General features: G+C 59.0%; 16 protein-coding genes. 3 read left to right on the top strand and 13 right to left on the bottom strand.

Features of this window, described 5'->3' with window-relative positions:
* Positions 1-32: 32 nt before the first annotated feature.
* Both ACFE0K_RS15160 and serA read right to left on the bottom strand, forming a co-directional pair.
* On the bottom strand, positions 33-1,154 hold the full coding sequence (locus ACFE0K_RS15160; protein ID WP_434536857.1) for a COG3014 family protein: 1,122 nt from the start codon (positions 1,152-1,154) through the stop codon (positions 33-35).
* Positions 1,155-1,298: 144 nt separating this feature from the next.
* Positions 1,299-2,528, bottom strand: a complete 1,230-nt coding sequence (serA, locus tag ACFE0K_RS15155; RefSeq protein WP_035245729.1) for a phosphoglycerate dehydrogenase — start codon at positions 2,526-2,528, stop codon at positions 1,299-1,301.
* A 143-nt stretch (positions 2,529-2,671) separates the two neighbouring features.
* On the opposite strand from serA, the gene ACFE0K_RS15150 reads away from it, so the two are divergent.
* The gene (locus ACFE0K_RS15150) at positions 2,672-4,066 is read left to right on the top strand and encodes an FAD-binding oxidoreductase (RefSeq protein ID WP_434536856.1); all 1,395 of its coding nucleotides are present in this window, start codon (positions 2,672-2,674) and stop codon (positions 4,064-4,066) included.
* The gene (locus ACFE0K_RS15145; protein ID WP_434536855.1) at positions 4,059-4,757 is read left to right on the top strand and encodes a fumarylacetoacetate hydrolase family protein; all 699 of its coding nucleotides are present in this window, start codon (positions 4,059-4,061) and stop codon (positions 4,755-4,757) included. Before ACFE0K_RS15150 ends, ACFE0K_RS15145 begins: the two co-directional genes overlap by 8 nt.
* Before the next feature lie 239 nt (positions 4,758-4,996).
* On the opposite strand, the gene ACFE0K_RS15140 is transcribed toward ACFE0K_RS15145, so the two are convergent.
* The 4 genes from ACFE0K_RS15140 to ACFE0K_RS15125 all read right to left on the bottom strand — a co-directional run bounded on the left by ACFE0K_RS15140 (position 4,997) and on the right by ACFE0K_RS15125 (position 10,327).
* Complete coding sequence (locus tag ACFE0K_RS15140) at positions 4,997-6,094, bottom strand: histone deacetylase family protein (RefSeq protein WP_434536854.1); 1,098 nt, start codon at positions 6,092-6,094, stop codon at positions 4,997-4,999.
* A 125-nt stretch (positions 6,095-6,219) separates the two neighbouring features.
* Positions 6,220-6,684: a bacteriohemerythrin gene (locus ACFE0K_RS15135; RefSeq protein WP_434536853.1), complete on the bottom strand. Its 465-nt coding sequence runs from the start codon at positions 6,682-6,684 to the stop codon at positions 6,220-6,222.
* Positions 6,685-6,832: 148 nt separating this feature from the next.
* Entirely contained in the window at positions 6,833-8,203 is a 1,371-nt protein-coding gene (locus ACFE0K_RS15130) for a PepSY-associated TM helix domain-containing protein (RefSeq protein WP_434536852.1), read from the bottom strand.
* Between the two features lie 24 nt (positions 8,204-8,227).
* Positions 8,228-10,327, bottom strand: coding sequence for a TonB-dependent receptor family protein (locus ACFE0K_RS15125; protein ID WP_434536851.1), 2,100 nt, complete (start codon positions 10,325-10,327; stop codon positions 8,228-8,230).
* Between the two features lie 305 nt (positions 10,328-10,632).
* Between ACFE0K_RS15125 and ACFE0K_RS15120 the strand changes: the two genes are divergently transcribed.
* Entirely contained in the window at positions 10,633-12,822 is a 2,190-nt protein-coding gene (locus ACFE0K_RS15120; protein WP_434536858.1) for an OsmC domain/YcaO domain-containing protein, read from the top strand.
* Between the two features lie 110 nt (positions 12,823-12,932).
* Here ACFE0K_RS15120 and ACFE0K_RS15115 read toward each other — a convergent pair whose 3' ends face one another.
* From ACFE0K_RS15115 to ACFE0K_RS15085, 7 genes are all read right to left on the bottom strand, one after another.
* Positions 12,933-13,886: an NAD(P)-dependent alcohol dehydrogenase gene (locus ACFE0K_RS15115; RefSeq protein WP_434536850.1), complete on the bottom strand. Its 954-nt coding sequence runs from the start codon at positions 13,884-13,886 to the stop codon at positions 12,933-12,935.
* A 182-nt stretch (positions 13,887-14,068) separates the two neighbouring features.
* Positions 14,069-14,485 (bottom strand): alternative ribosome rescue aminoacyl-tRNA hydrolase ArfB, encoded by a 417-nt coding sequence (gene arfB, locus ACFE0K_RS15110; RefSeq protein WP_434536849.1) that lies wholly within the window; start codon positions 14,483-14,485, stop codon positions 14,069-14,071.
* A gap of 235 nt (positions 14,486-14,720) precedes the next feature.
* A complete protein-coding gene (locus ACFE0K_RS15105; protein ID WP_434536848.1) occupies positions 14,721-16,073 on the bottom strand; it encodes an SPFH domain-containing protein in 1,353 nt (450 codons plus the stop codon).
* Between the two features lie 227 nt (positions 16,074-16,300).
* Positions 16,301-17,557 (bottom strand): DUF445 domain-containing protein, encoded by a 1,257-nt coding sequence (locus ACFE0K_RS15100; protein ID WP_434536847.1) that lies wholly within the window; start codon positions 17,555-17,557, stop codon positions 16,301-16,303.
* A gap of 3 nt (positions 17,558-17,560) precedes the next feature.
* A complete protein-coding gene (locus tag ACFE0K_RS15095) occupies positions 17,561-18,220 on the bottom strand; it encodes a hypothetical protein (RefSeq protein ID WP_434536846.1) in 660 nt (219 codons plus the stop codon).
* Between the two features lie 158 nt (positions 18,221-18,378).
* A complete protein-coding gene (locus tag ACFE0K_RS15090) occupies positions 18,379-20,250 on the bottom strand; it encodes an MFS transporter (RefSeq protein WP_434536845.1) in 1,872 nt (623 codons plus the stop codon).
* A 182-nt stretch (positions 20,251-20,432) separates the two neighbouring features.
* Positions 20,433-21,029, bottom strand: coding sequence for a TetR/AcrR family transcriptional regulator (locus tag ACFE0K_RS15085; RefSeq protein WP_434536844.1), 597 nt, complete (start codon positions 21,027-21,029; stop codon positions 20,433-20,435).
* Positions 21,030-21,106: the final 77 nt, after the last annotated feature.

Below are 21,106 nucleotides of genomic sequence, written 5' to 3'. Positions count from 1 at the left end.
GGCGGAGTCAACCAGCTGCGCCGTTCCGCCTGCTACATGACGAGGTTATAAAGCTGGGTGGCGAAGGCCGCCAGTGGGACGAAATCGTCATTGGCCTTTTTCTGCAGGTTGTACTTGGCGTTGGCACGCAGGGTCTGGCGCACCAGCATGCCGGGCAGCCGCTCTTTCAGATCCTTGGCGGCCAGGGCGCCCACATCGGCCAGCACTACGGTTTCCCCCAGTGGCTGGCTGGCGCTGTCCAGCACCCGCAGGCTGTTGGGGCGCGGCTTGCTGGTCAGGGAATAGGTGGGGAAGGCCACCGAGAAGATACCGTGGACGGTGGGAATGGGCAGGCTGAATTCTTCCCGGGCCTGCACGAAGCCCTGCTCGTAGAGCACTGCCACCATGCCGTCCTCGGCAGGACGGCCCTTCATGGCATTGGACACTCGCTGTACGTCTTCCTTGAGCATGTCCAGCTCAGGGTGGATCTCCAGCGCCTTCTTGTAGTCCACCAGGGCATCGTTGTATTCACCGTGGGCTTCCCAGAACAGGGCGGACAGGTAGAAGGTCCAGGCATTCTGGAAGCTGGCCTTGACCTCCCCGGCCACCGCATTGATGCCCTGGAAATAGCCATCGAACTGGCTCAGGTCCACGTTGTTTTCTTCCGCCGCTTCCTCGGCCTTGGCAATTTCCTTGTCGCGCTTGTCGGCGGCGACCCGCTGCTCCAGGGCCGCGCCACGCAATTCCACGGCAGTGCCGGTGGGATCGTTGGCATCCCAGTAATTCAGGGCCTGATAGGCATGGGTGAAGATGCGTTCGTAATCCGGCGCTATGTAGCCGCGGGCATTATCGTTGGTAATCAGTGAGGAGGCAGACGCGGTCAGGGAAGACACCTGGATACGAGCGCTGGCGTCTTCGTCGTCATATTTCTGAATGGCACCGGCGAAAGCCTCGCGGCTCTGTTCACGCTGGCCGGTAAGCTGACTGACTCGACCCAGTTCCTGCAGATACAGCACGCCGTCGCCGCCACTGGCCGCTTTTTCCAGCTTCTGGGTGGCCGCCGGGGTCACCGGAGCGGTGGCCAGCGAGGCCTTCCATTGCTGGGCCTGATTGGGGTAGGGCACAAACAGGGAGTTTGTGGCACAGCCGGACAATGCCAGCAGCCCTGCAACCAACAGGCATCCTTTCCTGAGTTGTCTCATAGTCAGATACGAAAAAAGCCGGAGCAGGCAAGGTAGCCCGCCACCGGCTTTTTGTCGAGCGTTTCACAGTTCCGGGGGAGGGCCCGAACAGCCGCTCCCCGAGAAACAGCCGCTGGTCTAGAACAACACCCGGGTACGGATGGTGCCGTCGATGGTGCGCAGCTTCTCCAGCGCCAGCTGGCTGTAGCCCTTGTCCACATCGATGACCACGTAACCGATTTCCTCATTGGTCTGCAGGTACTGACCGCAGATGTTGATGCCGTTCTCGGAGAACACGGTGTTGATCTGGGTGAGCACGCCGGGCACGTTCTTGTGAATGTGCAGCAGACGGTGCATGTCCGGGTGCGCCGGCAGGGCCACTTCCGGGAAGTTCACCGCGCCCAGGGTGGCGCCGTTATCGGAGTAGCGGATCAGCTTCTCGGACACTTCGGTACCGATGTTCACCTGGGCTTCCTGGGTAGAGCCACCGATGTGCGGGGTCAGGATCACGTTGTCGAATTCACGCAGCGGGCTGATGAACTCGTCGTCGTTACCCTTGGGCTCTTCCGGGAACACGTCGATGGCAGCGCCCAACAGGTGGCCATCACGCAGGGCGCCGGCCAGGGCATCAATGTCCACCACTTTGCCGCGGGCATAGTTGATCAGGTAACCCTTGGGCTTGATGGCGCGAATCTGTTCTTCCTTGATCATCCAGCGGGTGGCGGCGGTGTCCGGCACGTGCAGGCTGACCACGTCGGACTGACCCAACAGCTCGGTGAGGCTGCTCACCTGCTCGGCATTGCCCAGCGGCAACTTGGGAATCACGTCGTAGAACTTCACTTTCATGCCCATGGATTCGGCCAGCACCGACACCTGGGCGCCGATGTTGCCGTAACCCACGATACCCAGGGTCTTGCCACGGATTTCGTAGCTGTCCTTGGCAGACTTCAGCCAGCCACCGCGGTGGGCGGAGGCGTTCTTCTCGGGAATGCCGCGCATCAGGTTGATGGTGTGGGCAATCACCAGCTCGGCCACCGAGCGGGTGTTGGAATAGGGAGCATTGAATACCGGGATACCACGCTTCAAGGCGGCATTCAGATCCACCTGATTGGTACCGATACAGAAACAACCCACGCCGATCAGTTTCTCCGCCGCCTGGAACACCTCTTCGGTGAGCTGGGTGCGGGAGCGAATGCCGACGAAATGGGCATCCTTGATCTTGTCTGCCAGATCGTTGCCGGTCAGCGCGGTGGGCAGCAGCTCCACATTGCTATAGCCGTGCGCTTTCAGGTTCTCCACGGCATTTTCGTGGATGCCCTCGAGCAGGAGAACGCGGATCTTGTCCTTCTCAAGAGAAGTATCGGCCATGATTGAAGTCTCGGTAGCCTGTGAAATGGGCGCGTATGTTAACATAGCCCGCTCAAATTGAGAGCAGCCGCGCCGTCGGATTGCTCAAGTTGCCGTGAGAACGCCTCAAGATCGTGCGTTTTACCCCTGCAGGAGACCTGTCGATGACCGCCCATGCCCATGCTGCGCTGGAGCAACTGACTGATTTGCTTGGCAATCGCCTCCTTACCGACCCGCAAAGCGCGGAGCGCTACGGGGTCGACTGGACCAAGGTATGGGCCCCGGCCCCCTGCGCGGTAGCGCTGCCGGAGACCATCGATGAAGTGCAGCAGATCGTGGAGATCGCCAATGATCACGGCCTGCACCTGGTGCCTTCCGGGGGCCGCACCGGCCTGTCCGCCGGTGCCGTGGCCGCCAACAACGAACTGGTGGTGGCCTTTGATCGCATGAACAAGGTGCTGGATTACAACGAATTCGACCGCGCCGTCACCGTGCAGCCCGGCGTTATTACCCAGCAGTTGCAGGAGTTCGCCGAAGAGAAGGGCCTGTTCTACCCGGTGGACTTCGCCTCCGCCGGCTCCAGCCAGATCGGCGGCAACATCGGCACCAATGCCGGCGGCATCAAGGTGATCCGCTACGGCATGACCCGCGACTGGATCACCGGACTGAAGGTGATCACTGGCAAGGGCGACCTGCTGGACCTGAACAAGGGCCTGATCAAGAACGCCACCGGCTACGACTTCCGACACCTGTTCATCGGCGCCGAAGGCACCCTGGGCTTCGTGGTAGAAGCCACCGTAAAACTGGCCCGCCAGCCGAAAGACCTGACCGCCCTGGTACTGGGCGCCCCGGGTTTCCGCGAAGTGATGAAGATCCTGCACGCCTTCCAGCAGGACATCGACCTGACCGCCTTCGAGTTCTTTTCCGACAAGGCCATGGCCCACGTACTGGAACACGGCGTGGCCAAGCCCTTCGACACCGAGTGCCCCTTCTACTGCCTGCTGGAATTCGAGCAACTGTCCGAAGCCACCGGCGATCAGGCCATGGCCATCTTTGAAAAGTGTGTGGAAGAAGGCTGGGTGCTGGACGGCGTCATGAGCCAGTCCCTGCAGCAGCTGGATCAGCTGTGGCAGCTGCGTGAGCGCATCTCCGAATCCATCGCCCCGCATACCCCTTACAAGAACGACATCTCGGTCACCGTCTCCAAGGTGCCGGACTTCGTGGAAGACATCGACACCGTGGTGCAGGACGCCTACCCGGACTTCGAGATCGTCTGGTTCGGCCATATCGGCGACGGCAACATGCACCTGAACATCCTCAAGCCCGCCGACCTGGCCAAGGAAGATTTCTTCGCCCGGTGCAACAATGTCTCCAAGTGGGTGTTCGAGATTGTCGAGAAATACAACGGCTCCATCTCTGCGGAACACGGCGTGGGCATGACCAAGAAACCCTACCTGGAATATTCTCGCAGCCCGGAAGAAATCGCCTGCATGAAAGCGGTGAAACACGTATTCGATCCCAACAACGTCATGAACCCCGGGAAACTGTTCGATGTTTGATGCAGTGAACACCCCGGTGGATCAGGACGGCTACCAACACCGCTGGATCGACGGCGCCCCCATCGACATTCCTGTGGGCAAAGTGGTGTGCGTGGGCCGCAACTACGCCGACCACGCCAGAGAACTGGGCAATGACGTGCCGGATGCCCCCATTCTGTTCATGAAGCCCGCCACCGCATTGGTGAGCCTGCATGAACCTCTCGCACTGCCCAAAGGGCAGGGCGAGGTGCACCACGAAGTGGAAATGGTGGTGTTGATCGGCAAACGGATTCACAAGGAAGCCGACCTGGACAACGTCCGCTTCAGCATCGCCGGCTACGCCGTCGGCCTGGATCTGACCCTGCGTGACGTGCAGAACACACTGAAGGAAAAAGGCCACCCCTGGGAGCGGGCCAAGGCGTTCGACGGCGCCGCCCCGGTCTCCGGCTTCATCGATGCCCGTGGCATCTCAGTTAAGCAGAAGCTCAACGTCACCCTGGAAATCAACGACGAGGTGCGCCAGCACGGTCACACCGGCCAGATGCTGTTTCCCACCTTCGAGCTGCTTCGCGAAATCAGCCAGACCTTCACCCTGGAACCGGGCGACGTGGTCTTCACCGGCACCCCCGCCGGCGTCGGCCCACTCAACAGCGGCGACAAGTTTACCGCGCGGTTGGGCAACATCATTCAGGTGTTTGGCTCCGTCGCCTGACGAACCGAACACCGCTTCCACTCCACCGATGTGACGATGGAAACAGAGCACATCACCATGATGCTTTCATGGTGAATACTGTTTTAGTGGTTGGCCATACCGGGCAGTTAACTGCCCAGCGTGACATGATCGAAACAGGAAAATGGGTAAGGCCTTTGATCATGTACAAGTGCAGAAATTTTTGACTACCTTTAGCGGTTACAGATAGCAAAAAATACTACCCACACAACCCGCAATCCCTACTCCTCCTCAAACGCATCCCGATGAAACTCCGCCGCCTCCATCACCTCACGTAATCCGCATTCCATCAGTTCCGGCACATCGGCGCCGGCCATTACGGTCAACATGGTATGCACGCCCCGGGCGAGCGAGGTCAGGTTGTAACCACCCTCAAGCACCAGTACCAGGCGGCCGTCACAATGTTTGTCGGCAATGCCCTGGACGATGCCGGTGAGGGCGGCGAAGCCGTCGTAGCTCAGATTGAACGCCATGTCGTTGTGGTGGGGATCGGTGCCGGCGGAGACCAGCACCAGGTCGGGCTCAAAACGGTCTGCAGCGGGAATCAAAATGTCGCGGAAAGCTTTTTCCATGGCGATATCACCAGAAGCTTCCGGCAAGGGAACGTTAACCGTATAGCCCTCACCCAGGCCGGCGCCCACCTCATTAAGGTTACCGGAGCCCGGGTAAAACGGCGCGGCGCAGTGGGTGTCGAAGAACAGCACATCCGGGTCGGCCCAGAAGATGTCCTGGGTGCCGTTGCCGTGGTGTACATCCCAGTCAACAATCAGGATGCGTTCGCAACCCAGTTTTGCCTGGGCATGGGCGGCTGCCACGGCCACGTTATTGAACAGACAAAACCCGCGCGCTCGCACCGGTTCGGCATGGTGGCCGGGAGGACGAACCAGGGCGAATGCGCTTTTCGTTTCGCCCTTCACCACGCTCTCCACGGCGGCAATGGCATTGCCCGCCGCAGAGCTGGCTGCCGAAATACTTTCCGGTGAAACGGCGGTGGTGTCGCTGTCCAGCCAGGCGCGTTTGCCTGCCAGGGAAAAGATGTGATCCAGGTAGGTGGTGGTGTGGACACGCCCCAGTTGTTCGTAGGTGGCGGGCGAGCCTGACTGGAACTGTAATCCGGGGATGGGTTCCTGCTTGAGCAAGTCCATGATGGCGGTGAGCCGGCCGGGGTGTTCCGGGTAGTCCCATTTGAAATTCAGCCCACCCAGAATACTCCTTACCCGCTTTTCCACCCGGCTGGGAAGAAAGGGCAAATCCACCTGAGGGTTATGGCCGAGCATTACCTCGTCATAAAACACGGTTACGCGACGCGACTCTACCACTCGTGACTCCCTCACTTTGTGTGTGTCCTCGCTTGATTCTCCGCGTAATCCCTCGCCTAACGCAACAGCTCGCCTTGGTGGCAGTGGATATCAGAGCGCCATTAATGCGCTAGCCGCCATAACGACTACGACACCCGGAAATGCTTGCGTAAATTATCATTCACCCAGCCACCCAAGCGCTCACGGCCAATACCGTCGATAAAATCCCGTACCTGTTCCGTATAGGCACGATCTTCTTCGAGAATGTGGTGTAGCAGCCACTGCTCCAGCACCTGCAATAGCGGCTCTGCCACGTCGACGCCTTCTTCATGGCGGCGCATCAGGGACTCGATATGAAAGGTGAACTTGCGGTGCAGAGAGTGGTGGTCATCCAGCTCGTCATAACCGGCCCGCTCCATGAGCGCTTCCTCGAAGCTGAAGTGTGACTCGGTGTAGTCCACCAAATCATAGAGAACACGGGCCACGCCCAGTTGGGCGCCGGGCTCGCCGACCATACGATCCAGGTCGTTGATGTAGTCCACGATGCGTTTGTGCTGCTGGTCGATGACCAGGATGCCCAGTTCATAGGCCGGGCCCCATACGATGCGCATGATCCGTCTCCTGTAGATGATGCGGGGTATGTACGCTAGCAGGGGGCCGGGCGACGGATTTAGATATGGATCAAGGTTTGCGCCGGAAGGGTAAAGGTAGAGCCGGGCGAGACTGCCTGCCCGGCCCGGGCGGGGAGAGACGTTGCTGCTAAGGTGTTGTCGGATCGGCTTTCCGCATCGACAAAAGTGCATCCACCAGGATGATCGCCAACAGGGCCGCTGCGGATAACGGGAAAGCGACGGCGATCACCAGCATGATCGCAGCCACCGTTCGCGCTGGTGCTGGCTCAGAGCGAGGCGGCGCCCGGCGGGACTGTCGTTTCCACCAGAGGAGGCCCCCGGTGAGGGTCAGTGCCAGAATCAGAGTGACCAGCAGCAGGTTCAGCAGCCAGTTCCACAGGCCAAGGTCACCCTGGTGGAAAGGGATGGACGCGGCCATGGCCTTGCCCATGGCCGGGTAGTCGGCGAAGCGAATATCTTGCAGTACCTGCCCGGTACTCTGGTCAAGATGCAGAATGCGCTCGTCACCCGGGTTGGTCAGATCACCGGCAATGGTGGTGGCAGAGACGGTCCAGACGCCACTGTCTTGCTGCGGGAAATGTACGCGGAAGTTACCAAAGCCCTGCGAGCGGGCCTCGCTGACCACAGCATCCAGGCGCAAGGGGTGATTGCCTGGCGTGGACTGCGGCATGGGGGTTTGCTCCACCGCCCAGGGCACACGATGAAGGCCTGCCTCGTTCATGGAGGCATGCTCTTGCACCACGGTTGGTGTGCCCTTACTGGCATCAAAACCGGTGCCAGGCAGGGAGCCCCAGGGTTGTACCAGCTGGCCACCCCAGATATTGGTCCAGGCCAACCCGGAAATCAGGAAGAACAGCAGCGGCAGCGCAATCAGCCAGCCGATACTCAAGTGCCAGCCACGCCAGTCCTCGCGGTTGCGAAGGGAGCGAGACGGCATCAGCACACGCAGCCCGCCCTTTGGCCAGGCCAGATAGAGGCCGGTAATAATCATCAACACGGCCAGACCGGCAGCGATTTCGATCAGCGCGTCACCCAGGTCGCCCAGAAACAGCGAGCCATGGAACTCCTTGATACGGGCATACAGGCTTGCTGCCGGGTCATGGTCCCCGAGCAGCTCGCCGGTGTAGGGATTCAGATACACCACCGTCGCCGGGGCATGGTGGCCGCCATGCCCCGCATGGAAATGGGGCTGCAGGGAAAACCGCGCCGACTGATCCGCGCCCTGAGGTGGCAGATATAATTTCACCGCAGCGTGCGGGTATTGTTGCTCGACGGTCTGCAATAGCACTGAAGCGGGCAGGGGATCGGCGCCCGCTTCCACCGTCTGCAGGGATTGGTTGAGCGCCGTGTCCAATGGCTTGCTTAACAACATCAGCAAGCCGCTGAATGCCAGCAGAAACAGGAAGGGCAGCACCAGCACACCCACCAGAAAGTGCCAGCGCCATACGGCCCGGTAGAAACGTCCGGCGCGGGATGGTGCGGATGCGCTACCTGTCATGCTGCTCTCCTGGCCTGGCCGGATCTAGAAATCAAACCGCACACCGGCGTAGACGGACCGTGGTTCGCCAGCCTGAAGAATGGCCGCGTCTCTGGCAGCAACCGCATTGCTCAGATCTTCACGCACACTCAGGTTGGACACATAGGCTTCGTCGGTGAGATTACGGCCTTCCAGGTAGACTTCCCAGCCATCACGGGTGACACCGGTACGCAAGCCCAGCAGTTCATAGCCGTCCACTTCATAGCTGTTTTCAAAGTCGGCAAAACGGTCATCGACGACATCGAAGGTGGGGCCGGCAAAGAAGCCGTTGGCATGGCGATACATGACTTCGCCCTTGATAAAGAAGTCCGGGGCCACCGGCAAATGGTTGTCGCCGTAGAGCGGGTCGTTGTCGAAGGTGAAGTCGTTGTAGGTAAGGCTCAGCAGTGGCTCGATACGGTGGTTGCCGTTACCCAGCGAAAAGCTGGCGCCCACCAGGGCTTCCACCCCGGCGTGGATGGTGTCTTCCACGTTGGTAACCAGGCTGGTGCCCGGTGCAGACGGCTTTTCAACAGAGAGAATTTCATCCTCGATCTGGGCGTAGTAAACCGCTACTTCCCAGTTCCACTCGCTATCCTGGCCAAGCGGCGCCACACCACGGGTTCCCACTTCGCCGACCACACCCTGCATGGCGTCCAGGGTGTCGTTGTTTCCCTGTGCCTCATCTTCCAGTTCGTACAGGGTGGGGGCTTCGTAGAGTTTGCTGACGTTGGCGAACAGTTCACTGCGATCGGCCACCTGGTAAATGACACCCAGGCGTGGATTGAAGGATTCGTAGGTATCGTTCGGATTGCGTTCCGCACCGGACGATACCCTCACATTATCCACTTCCCGGGTGCCGGTGACCGCCTGGGCGCCGTAGACCAGGGTCCAGCGCTCGGCAAAGTGCCAGCGGTCCATGGCGAAGACTTCCAGATTGTCCGCCTTGTTATCCACCTTGGTGACCAGGGCATCGCGGATACCGCCGGTGTGGGAGTAGTTGCCGCCTTTCACCCAGGTTTCGCCGTAATTGAGCCCCAGCAGAATATCATGGTTACCCAGCTGCTTGTCGTAACGCACGGTGGTGCCCAAGGTGGTCTGATCGTTGTCGATTAATAGGCTAAACCCGCCGGGGCCAGCCCCACCGACAATCGGGTGATAGAGCGACTGGTCCTCGAAGGAAAAACCCACCACCAGATTGCTGCTGTCACTGAGCTGCCAGCGAGTGCGATTGGCCACACGCCAGGTTTCCACATTCTTCAGGAAGTTGCCGCGCTCGTTGTCTTTCCCCGCCTGATAAGGGTCCGCATCAAACTGGGCCCGCGTGAGTGAGCCGGCAAGCTCCTGGTCGTTGTCTGTATAGGAGAAGTAGAAGCGGTTCTCCACCGTGTCGCTGATCTGCCAGCCGGTGTTGGCATAGACACTGCCACGCTGCTGTTCCTGGTGATCCCGGAAGCCATCGTAGCTGCGCTGTTCTACCGTCACCAGACCATCGACATTCCCGGCAACGGCGCCGCCTGTGATACGGCTCTGTACGGTGCCGTGGCTCCCTCCACTCAAAGAGATCTGGTTATCGGTGGTACGGGCCGTGGGGCTGACGAAGTCGATGGCCCCACCCAGCGTGCTGGCGCCATAGGTGAGGGCATTGGCACCCCGGGCGATAACCGCGTAGCGGGCGGCCAGCGGATCAATAAAACTGTTGTGGTTGTTGCCATCGGCAGCGGTCACCGGCAAGCCATCAATCATCAGTTTGACGCCATTGCCATCGAAGTTGGTGGCATCCAGGTTGGAGCCGCGGCTGGAGATGAAGGTGGAATCGCCGGTGGCGCCAGTGGCCGTCCAGATGCCCGGCACATAACGCAGCATGTCACCAATACTGACCACGTTGCGCTCGTTCAGGTCTTCCGCTTCCACCAGGCTGACAGCACCCGGCGTCAGGGCCTGCTCGCGTTGCAGCTCGATTTTGGTCTCTACCGTGGCGTCTTTCGCCTTACCCTGTACGGTCACCGGCGCCAGGATATGCGCATCATCCTCTGCCGCAATGAGATCAAACGACAGTAACAGGCCCAGACAGGCAAGCAGCGGTTTGTGTGGTGATGACAACATAACAGTTTCCCCAGAGACCCGACGCAGAGTGGTGAGTGGTTTGCACCTCAGCGGCGGCGAATTCTATGGGTATTTCTGCGGCACGGACATGTGGCATTTTGTCGCACACCCATGCCTCTGCTTATGCAAAAAGTCCTTGCTGGCGGGCCATCAGCGCTACAAATGGGCCTTGGCCGCGGTGGCTCACCCTGCCCATGCCCGACCTTGGCAGGGAGATTCCTTGCTCTCCATGCAAGACGACAGGCCTTAAAAACGGGATAATGGCGCCCCAACGCCCGCCATTTCTCAAACCCGGTAGCCCCACCATGGAAATCAACGTCAACTTCCTCGATAACCTGCGCCTGGAAGCCAAGTTCGACGACTTCACCGTTATCACTGATCAGCCTATCCGCTACAAGGGCGATGGCTCGGCGCCCAGTCCGTTTGATTATTTCCTGGCGTCGTCGGCCATGTGTGCGGCCTATTTCGTGAAGGTGTACTGCAAGGCGCGGGATATCCCCACGGACAATATCCGCCTGTCGCAGAACAATATCGTCGACCCGGAAAACCGTTATAACCAGATTTTCCGCATTCAGGTCGAGCTGCCGGAGGATATTTCCGACAAGGACCGGCAGGGAATTCTGCGCTCCATTGATCGCTGCACGGTGAAGAAGGTGATCCAGACCGGGCCGGAATTCCAGATCGAGCAGGTGGAGAACCTGGACGAGGATGCCCAGGCGCTGCTGATGGTGACGCCGGACGAGGCAAACCGCACCTTTATCGAGGGCAAGGATCTGCCGCTGGAGCAGACCATCGCCAACATGAGCGCCATCCTCGAAGACCTGGGCATGAAGATCGAGATCGCGTCCTGGCGCAATATCGTCCCCCACGTGTGGTCCCTGCATATCCGCGATGCGGCCTCGCCCATGTGCTTTACCAACGGCAAGGGCGCCACCAAGGAAGCAGCGTTGTGTTCTGCTTTGGGCGAGTTTATCGAGCGGCTCAACTGCAACTTCTTCTACAACGACCAGTTCTTCGGCGAAGAGATCGCCAACAGCGACTTCGTACATTATCCCGATGAGAAGTGGTTCAAGCCCGGACCCAACGATGCGCTGCCGACGGAAATCCTGGATCACTACTGCCTGGGCATCTACAACCCGGAAGGAGAGCTGGGCGGCTCCAACCTGATTGACACCAACTCCGGACGGGCGGACCGGGGCATCTGCTCTCTGCCCTTCACGCGCCACTCCGATGGCGAGACGGTGTACTTCCCGTCCAACCTGATCGAAAACCTGTTCCTCAGTAACGGCATGAGCGCGGGCAATACCCTGGCCGAAGCCCAGGTGCAGTGCCTCTCGGAAATCTTCGAGCGAGCGGTGAAGAAGCACATCATCGAGGAAGAAATTACCCTGCCGGATGTCCCCGAGGCCGTGCTGGCCAAGTACCCGGCGATTGTGGAAGGCATCCAGGCACTGGAAGAACAGGGCTTCCCGGTGCTGGTGAAGGACGCTTCCCTGGGCGGGCAGTTCCCGGTCATGTGCGTGACGCTGATGAACCCACGCACCGGCGGGGTGTTTGCCTCCTTCGGCGCCCACCCGAGTTTCGAGGTGGCGCTGGAGCGCAGCCTCACCGAGCTGCTGCAGGGCCGCAGTTTCGAAGGTCTCAACGATGTGCCGCCGCCCACCTTCAACAGCCAGGAAGTCACCGAACCCAATAACTTCGTGGAGCACTTTATTGATTCCACCGGGGTGGTGAGCTGGCGCTTCTTCAGTGCCCAGGCGGACGAGGAATTCTGCGAGTGGGATTTTTCCGGCAGCAATGACGAGGAAGCCGCGCGGCTGTTCGCCATTCTCGACGATCTGGAAAAGGAAGCCTATGTGGCGGTGTACGACCAACTGGGTGCACCGGCCTGCCGGATTCTGGTGCCGGACTTTTCCGAGGTATACCCGGTGGAAGACCTGATCTGGGACAACACCAACATGGCGCTGGATTACCGGGAAGACATTCTCAACCTGCACCGCCTCAGCGACGACCAGCTCAGCCAGCTGACAGAGCGGCTGGAAGAAAGCCAGATCGACAACTACACCGACATCATTACCCTGATCGGTATCGAGTTCGACGAGAACACCGTGTGGGGTCAGCTCACCGTGCTGGAACTGAAACTGCTGATCAACCTGGCACTACAGCGTCATGAAGAAGCGCTGGAACTGGTGGACATGTTCCTGCAGTTCAACGACAACACGGTGGTACGCGGGCTGTTCTATCAGGCCATGCGCGCGGTGCTGGAAATCACCCTGGACGACGAGCTGGAACTGGACGATTATCTGGTTAACTTTCAGCGCATGTTTGGTAATGACACCATGGACGCAGTGGTGGGATCAGTGAATGGCACGGTACGTTTCCACGGCCTCACGCCCACCAACATGCAGCTTGAAGGCCTAGAGAAGCATCAGCGTCTTACTGAAAGCTATAAGAAACTGCATGCGGCGAGGGCAAAGATATCGGGATCGGCGTAACGATCACTGACTGTCGGTTCCGCTAGCCGTTGAAGCTTTGCTCGCAACGCGAAGGGCTCAAACCTCAAGGCAATTCGCCTTGCGAGCAAGGCGCCAACAATTCCTTTCCTTCAGGCCAGCACCTCAATCACCACCTTGCCCCGACAGCGGCCAGTGCGGCTGCGATCATAAGCTTGCTGGCTTTCCGCCAGAGAAAAAACGCTGTCGATGATGGGGCGCAGTTTGCCGCTTTCCACCAGGCCCGACAGGGTGTCCAGATCCCGTTTCCAGGACTCCACCACCACGGTGCCGCAGTGCTTGCCAAACACACGGTAGAACGGTGTGATCAGCATGGAGCGGGCGTCACCCCCGGTGGAGACGAACCAGCCATCTTCAGCGATCAGGGCATCACAGGTACGCGGGGATTCGTAGGAGGTCACGTCGAAGACCAGATCGAAGGCGCCGGCGGTGTGGCGGTAGTCGCCCTGGGTGTAGTCGATGATCTCGTCGGCACCCAGTTCGCGAGCGAAGTCAGCGTTGCGGCCACTGCAGACCCCGGTAACGTGTAAGCCCATGGCCTTGGCGATCTGCACGGCGAAGGTGCCGACACCACCGGAGGCGCCGATGATCAATACTCTCTTGCCGGCTTCTGCCTTGCCCTTGTGCAGCCCCTGCAAGGCCGTCTGCGCCGCCAGTGGCATGGAAGCTGCCTGCTGGAACGTCAGCGACGACGGTTTTTTGGCGATGCGCTTCTGATCGATGCGCGTCAGTTCCGCCAGGGACGCGGTGCGCGGGCGCATGTCCATCCCGTACACCGCATCGCCGATCTCGAAGTCCCGCACCTTACCGCCCTTGTCGATAATCACGCCGGCCAGGTCGTCACCGAAAAAGGGCGGCAACTTGTTGACCAGCAGGGGGGTAAACGCCACCGCCGCATGGTAGTTCAGCTTCCAGTCCTTGGGGTTCACGGACGCCGCATGCACCTGCACCAGCACATCATTGGGCCCCAGGCGGCTGGGCGCGGAGATAGTGTTCAGAACCAGTTTGGCAGACAGGCCCCAGCCTGATGTGGTGACAGCTTTCATGGATTCGGCTCCGTGGTGAAATCAGCGAATCCAAGCTTAACAAAAGGGGGCGTGAAGAGAGCGGTCAGATAGCGCCAAGGGAGAGGCGGTTTGTGTCAATACAGTGGCAAGCTTCAAGCCACAAGCTGCAACGCGAATGACGGCTTCAGATAATAAGAAAGCGCAGCTACGCCATGCAGCTTTCAGCCCGGATCCACCTTGCCGCGCAGGGATTTGGTTTTGCCGCGTTTGGTTTTGCTGTCCATGCGCCGTCGCTTGCTGCCCAGGGTGGGGCGGGTGGCCTTACGGCTTTTCTGTTCCACCGTCACGCTTTTGATCAACTGGGCCAACCGGGTCAGGGCATTTTCCTTGTTCATTTCCTGAGTGCGAAACTGCTGGGCTTTTATCACCACCACGCCATCGCTGGTGATGCGCTGATCACTGAGCGCTAACAGGCGTTCCTTGTAGCGTTCCGGCAAGGAGGAGGCGCGGATATCGAAGCGCAGATGAATCGCGGAGGCGACCTTGTTCACGTTCTGGCCGCCGCTGCCCTGAGCGCGGATTGCCTGAAGGTCGATTTCCTGTTCCGCCAGGGACAGGTTGGGAGTGATTTGCAGCATGGGGGTACTGTAGCGGCTTCGGGGAAAGAGGAGCAAGTGACACTGCTGCAGGAGCGCCTCTCAAGGTGTGAACCCGAGTGCCAGTGAGGAACATTTAACCTCTGCTTTGTCGGCTATCCAACATTACGCAGCCAACTGGGTCGTCATTCCCGCAACGGCACATCCTGGGTAGTTCGTCCCTCAAGAGGAACTCCTACAGCGTCTTCGATACTGCTGCAGGAGTTTGCTTTTACGCTTAATTCTTCACATCCCGGTCATAGTTGAGCCGCTTGGCCGCATCCAGGGTCAGCAACTGCATGAAGGCCTTGGTTTCGGAATCCGAGCCGGTCGGCGTATTACCGTTGCCACCACCAAAGACATACTGCGGGACCTTGCGCTGGGCGAAGGCTTCTGCCCAGATTTTCTGGATCTCGATTTCCGCATCCAGCTTCTGCGCCAGGGCGTTATCCGCCTGCAGCACCGCTTTCTTCTGATAGGCCTCTGCATCGGCCAAAGTACGTCGGGTTTCTGCTTCGATGCGGGCCTTGTCCAGATTCACCTGGGCGGTCTGCTTGTCGATTTCGGCCTGTTCCTGATTCTTCACGGCTTCGGTGATAGCCAGTTGTTTTTCGGTTTCCGCTTCCGTGGTGCGCTGAATCTGGTCCACTTTGGCCTTGGCCTGACGCTCGGCCACTTCCCGTTCACCGCGGGCGATCGCCAGTAACCGTTGCTCTTCTTCCTGCACCCGCTGTTCGCGGGCGATAGCGCGATCCGCGGACGCTTTCTGCTTGAGCTGCATGCGCTCTACAAAACGCTGGTTCGGATCCATCTGGGTGATACGGGCTTCGACCACGGACACACCATAATCAATAAATCGCTGGGACTTGCGCCGGGGGATACCGGTTTCATCCAGCATTTTGCGAACCACGAAAACCACCTTGGAATCATCACCGTAGTCTTTCTGCTGAGTCCCCAATGCCACGTTGGCGCTGCCTTTGACTTCTTTGACTCTCTTTTCGCTGATTTCTTCGCGACGCACGATGTAGATGCCATTGATCATCTGGTTTTCGAATTCGGTGTTGAACTCGGTACGCCCCCCGGAGTAGTACTCTTCGGCGCTCATCAGCGACGCATTGGCCTGCAGGGTTTCCTTGAACGCCGGGATAAGCGCGGTACGCAGCAGGTTTTCCGGGGTGCGATATTCATGGGCCAGCAGCAGGAAGCTCTCTTTGTCGGAGGGGATCGTAAAGCGCACGGTGGCCTGGGCATTGGCGTCCACCTGATCCAGGAACATGATATTTTGCGGCGGCAGGGCAGCGGAGGTTTCCGAGCTTTCGACCTCCACATAGGCCAGGTCTTCCGTGCCTCCCTTCACCGCCTGTACGGTCAACGCCCGCTTCCAGGAATTCCAGCGGCCGAAGAGGAAGAACTGGTAGCCCACGTCGGAAACCACCTGTTCCTGCCCGGTGATAGTGCGCACGTGGTACACATAGCCCGGCTCGGCATAAAAGATGGATTTGTTGGCCACAAACACCAGTGCCAATACACCGATGACGGTCCCGATCAATCCCGGTAAGGGCAGGATGCCCTTGAGTTTGTCCTTAAGCATGAGGTTCCCCCAGAGAGTCAGTTTAAAAGGAGGATATTCTAGAGGGCGCCCCAGGAAAGAATAGTGGTCAATGTCTTACATTTGAGGATACGGTCGATAGTGGGGAGAACCACATGCAAGGCGTATCAATCAGGTTGCAATAAAAAAGTCCGGGGTGAGTTGAGTTACGAGTTGCGAAAACCCCAGACTTGCCGGTGTTTCGCAACTCGTACCTTGCTACTCGTCATTTACCCCACCGGTACCGCAAAGTGGAGCATCACATGCACCTGCATCTCACCGACAAGGAAGCCGAGTAGCGCCCCCACGGTAATCAGAATCCATTCATCCTGCTGGAAGGCCGGCCTGAGCAACCCCTCGAATTCCTCTTCGGTAAGCTCCTGCATTTTCTCTACCAGGAGATTCTTCAGGTCCATGGCTTCTTCGGCATAGGCTTCCATGTGGGTAAGGGTTTCCGGCAGGTGCTGCATCACCTTCTCGGACACGGAGCGCTTCATTTCCTGATACCGGGTGCTGCCCACGGCGAATACCACCAGCGGCTTGGCCAGGCCGGCCTGTTCATCCATGGTGCGCTGCACCTGTTTCTGGACCAGGCCGAACAATCGGTCGGACATGGGGCCTGTGAGGATGGCACCGATCACCGCCGCCGGCGTGACGATCTCCGTGGCCACCAGTTCCCCATAGCGGGCCGCCACCTGCTTGCGGCGGCGCAGGAACAGGCCCTGCCATTCGAACAGTCCCAGATAACGCACCGGCTGTTTCGGATTGAAGATCATCTTCAACGCCAACCAGTCGGTAAACCAGCCGGTGAACAGACCGAACAGCGGAATCACCCAGATGTTATGGGTGAAGGCCCAGACGATGGCCTGAACAATACCGATGGCAAAACCGAAATAGATGCCGGAGTTGCGGATGAACTTGAACTCCACATGGCCGGCTTCCAGAAACACCCGGTTAAGGAGTTCCTTGTCGCGCACCAGCGCACTGGTGACCAGGTCCTTGAGATCGAACACCCGGGTGATGTTGCTTTTGATATCCGTCATGATCTGCTCGACCATGTTCGGCGCTTCTTTCTGGATGCGCTGGATAATCAGGTTCTTCACCGATTCCGGGGAGGATTCCCACAGCCCCGGCTGGTATTCGGCAGCCACCTCGCGGGTTATGTCTTCTACAGACTGGATCAGTGGTTCGCGGATTTCCTGCACCACCCGCTGCGGATCCAGCTTGTTGAAGACATCTTCGGGCTTTAGCAGCCGCTCCATCATCAGGTCGCAGGCGATGCTGGCCATGGTGGCGGCCTTGCTCGGTACGATACCCTGCCAGCCGAGAAACGGCCGCCAGCCCACAAATTTCAGGGGTTTGAACATCATTTTGATGGCCACCACCTTGGTGTAATAACCAATGGCGGCGGCCACAAACGGCATGGCCAGATAGAGCAGCCAGTTGGCCTGAATATCAGCCATAATCAGATTGAGATCGGTAATCACAGGCTACTCCTCACTCACTGCGGCTTCGCTCAACAACGCCCACACCTTGCTGCCCACCGGGCTGATGTGGAGAGTTTCACGGCGCACTTTCAATTTCGGAGAGTGCGCTTTCAGCGCCGCTTCCGCCTTGCGATAATCGCTGTCACCTTCCAGCAGTTCGTAATCCATGCGCCGCTCCTCACTGAAGCCAGATGCCACCACCAGGCCGCGGGCAAACAGGCGGCTCAGATAAAAGGCGATGAAATCCGTGCATTGAATACCGGCAGCCCGACCAATATTGGAATGTCGGTGCAACACTTCCCCGCGGGACAGGCGGCCGCCGGTGAACAGCGTCAGCATGGGAAACCCACTGCCATCGGACAGGGCGGCCAACAAGCGGGCCTCATCGGCCGTAGTGCCGGCCAGAACCTGGCTGGTCAACATGGAACGAGCCTGCTCCTGGCTCTGCTCCATAGACACTTCCAGCAACTGCTGAAAACTGTCCGCTACGCCACCCAGACTACCGGGCGGCTCCAACCCTTCCAGGCGGTGTTTCAGTCCCTGCAGGACATCCTGTTCCACTTGATGCAGACGTTCATCGGCACGCTGCACCGGTGGTAACTGATACAACAAATGCTGTATTCGCGCCCGCAGGGCTGCGGGCGAGAGTGGGGAATCAGACACGGTTGTTTCCTGTTCTTATTGTGGTTTCGGGTCTTGGTGGCTTATCGACGTTTTCCCGATATTGCCTGAGATAAACAAAGACCGCTTTATTATTGAGTGTGCTCGGTTTTTATTTTAGTGCAAGTTACTGTCCGTATGTTTTACGCAACGCCCTACATTCAGGGCCTTTCGCGTAACCCCATAACGCGTTCGCGCAGGTCATCCGCACGTACCTGTTCCGGTGCCACCGCGCCCCCCACCGCCAGTTTGATACGAGACCAGAAGCGGCGCGGCAGCCGGGTGAGGGCCTTGCCCCCCTTGTGGCTGAAAAAACTGCCCCACAGACCGGACAGTGCCATGGGAATCACCGGCACCGGGTAATCGGCGACAATCTTTTCAACCCCGGCGCGAAATTCAGCCACCTCGCCGTCGTCGGTGAGCTTGCCTTCCGGGAAGATGCATACCACTTCGCCGGCCTCCAGTTCCTCGCGAATGCGCACGAAAGCCCGCTCATAAATCGCCGGGTTACGAACCTTGGAATCGATGGGGATGGTCTTGCCGGTACGGAAAATATAATTCAGGACCGGCATGTCATAGATCGGTTTGAACATGACAAAGCGCACCGGCCGGCGAATCGCTCCGGCCAACAGCAGGGCATCCACATAGCTCACGTGGTTGCACACCAGCAGGCAGGGGCCCTCGTCAGGAATATGTTCCATGCCATGGTGCTTCACCCGGTACATGGTATGGGTCAGCATCCATACCAGCAGGCGAATGAGGAATTCCGGCACCACCGTATAGATGTAGCTGGCGACCAGGACATTGGCCAGCGCTAGCGCCAGGAAGAACTGGGGCACGGTCAGTTCCAGCACACCCACCAGGACGATGCCGGCCACCGCCGAGCCCACCATCAACAAGGCATTGAGAATGTTGTTGGCGGCAATGATCCGTGACAGGTGTTTGGGGTTACTGCGGTGCTGGATAAACGCGAACAACGGCACGATATAGAAACCACCGAACACGCCGATACCGAGCAGGTCCATCAACACCCGGTAGCCGCCCGCCTGTTGCAAGAAGCCGGCGATATCTACCTGGCCATTGCCTTGCAGCCCGGCATAGGAAAAGAACAGATCCACCCCGAATACGCTCAGGCCAATGGAGCCCAGCGGCACCAACCCCAGCTCTACCCGTTTGCCGGACAGCTTTTCACAGAGAAAGGAACCCAGGCCGATGCCGATGGAGAAGGTACCCAGCAGCACCGCGTAGAGACCGTCGGTGCCCAGCAGGTAGTCGTCCACGTAGACCTTGAGCTGGGTGGTATAGGCGGCGCCGAGAAACCAGAACCAGGAGATGCCCAGCACACACATCCAGACGGATTTCACCTCGCGGGCATAGCCGACGATATGCCAGGTTTCCTTCCACAGGTTCCAGTTGATCTTCAGGCCATCGTCCGCCGCCGGGGCCGAAGGAATGCCACGTGCGGCCAGGTAACCAAGCAAGGCCAGGCCCACCACCGTGATCGCCACCACCCCATCGCCCACACCGTCCATCTTCAACAGCACCCCGGAAATGGAGCCCAGCAGAATGGCCAGGAAGGTGCCCATTTCTACCAGCGCATTACCGGATACCAGTTCCTTGTCATCCAGCTGCTGGGGAATGATGGAGTATTTGATCGGCCCGAAGAAGGTGGATTGCAGACCCATGCAAAACAGTACGCCAAGGAGGAAATACACCGCATCAAAAAAGAAGCCAACGGCAGCGGCGGACATGATGCAGACTTCCACGAACTTGATCTTGCGGACCAGCGACGCCTTGTCGTACTTGTCCGCCACCTGACCAGCCAGGGCCGAGAACAGGAAGAAGGGCAGGATAAACAAGGCAAGGGCCACGTTGTTCAGGGTGTTGACGCTGACGGCGGTGACTGCACCGGAGGCAATCAGCAGGATCAATGCCTGGCGGAAGACATTGTCGTTGAAAGCCCCGAGAAACTGGGTAAAGAAGAAAGGCCCGAAGCGGCGTGACGCCAGCAGAGAGAACAACCCTTTTTTCATTTTTTCGCCTTTTCATCCTTATTTCAGGAGAAGCTGCAAGCGACAAGCTTCAAGCTCCAACACGAGAATAGCTTTTCGCAGCCTGAGCGCTCAGTGTTCCGCGCTGAAAATCCGGGCGCGGCGGTTGCGTCTTCAATTACCCGTAGCGGTGATTCGCGTTGCAGCTTGACGCTTGTAGCTTGTTACTTTCCCGGCCAGCTATTCAGGTAATGCTGCAGCAACGAATCCAGCATGGCCTGCTCATCCACATCCCCAGCCACATCCAGCTTGTTTTCCGCCGCCAGTACGGCGATGCCGTGGACGCTGCTCCACAGGGTGCGGGCGGCCAGGTGGATCTCCGGGCCGGATTGGCCATGGGCCAGTCGGGCCACTTGTTGTTCCACCTGGGCAAACAGCTGGGCGGTGCGCTGCAGATACCAGTCCGGTACCGGCGCCGCCTTCTGCATGCGATGCATGAAGACCATCTGCCACAGGGCGGTCTGCTCCCGGGCCAGGTCCAGGTAAGCGCTGGCCATGTGGTGCAGGGCTTGCTGAGGGGAGGCGGTTGTGTCGGTTTCCATCTCCGCCAGCAGGGTATCCAGGGTGGCCGCGTTGGCATGCAGGATCAGGTCATCCAGGTTGGCGAACACGTGATACAGCATGCCCGGGGTATAACGGATGCGCTCCGCCACCTTGCGCACGCTGAGTTTCGCCAGTCCCTGTTCCGCGACCAGTTCACGCACCGCATGAACGGCCAGCGCCTGCAGTTCCTCGCGGCTGTGTTGGTTACGACGTGCCACCGGTATTCCTTATTGCTGATGCCATTTTCCACATAGACCTTGTGGCAGCGGTCGTTCGATCGCTGCCACGGATGATC

This window comes from Alcanivorax sp. (assembly GCF_051117345.1).
Classification (GTDB): domain Bacteria; phylum Pseudomonadota; class Gammaproteobacteria; order Pseudomonadales; family Alcanivoracaceae; genus Alcanivorax.
This window is presented reverse-complemented; position numbering and strand designations above follow the sequence as displayed.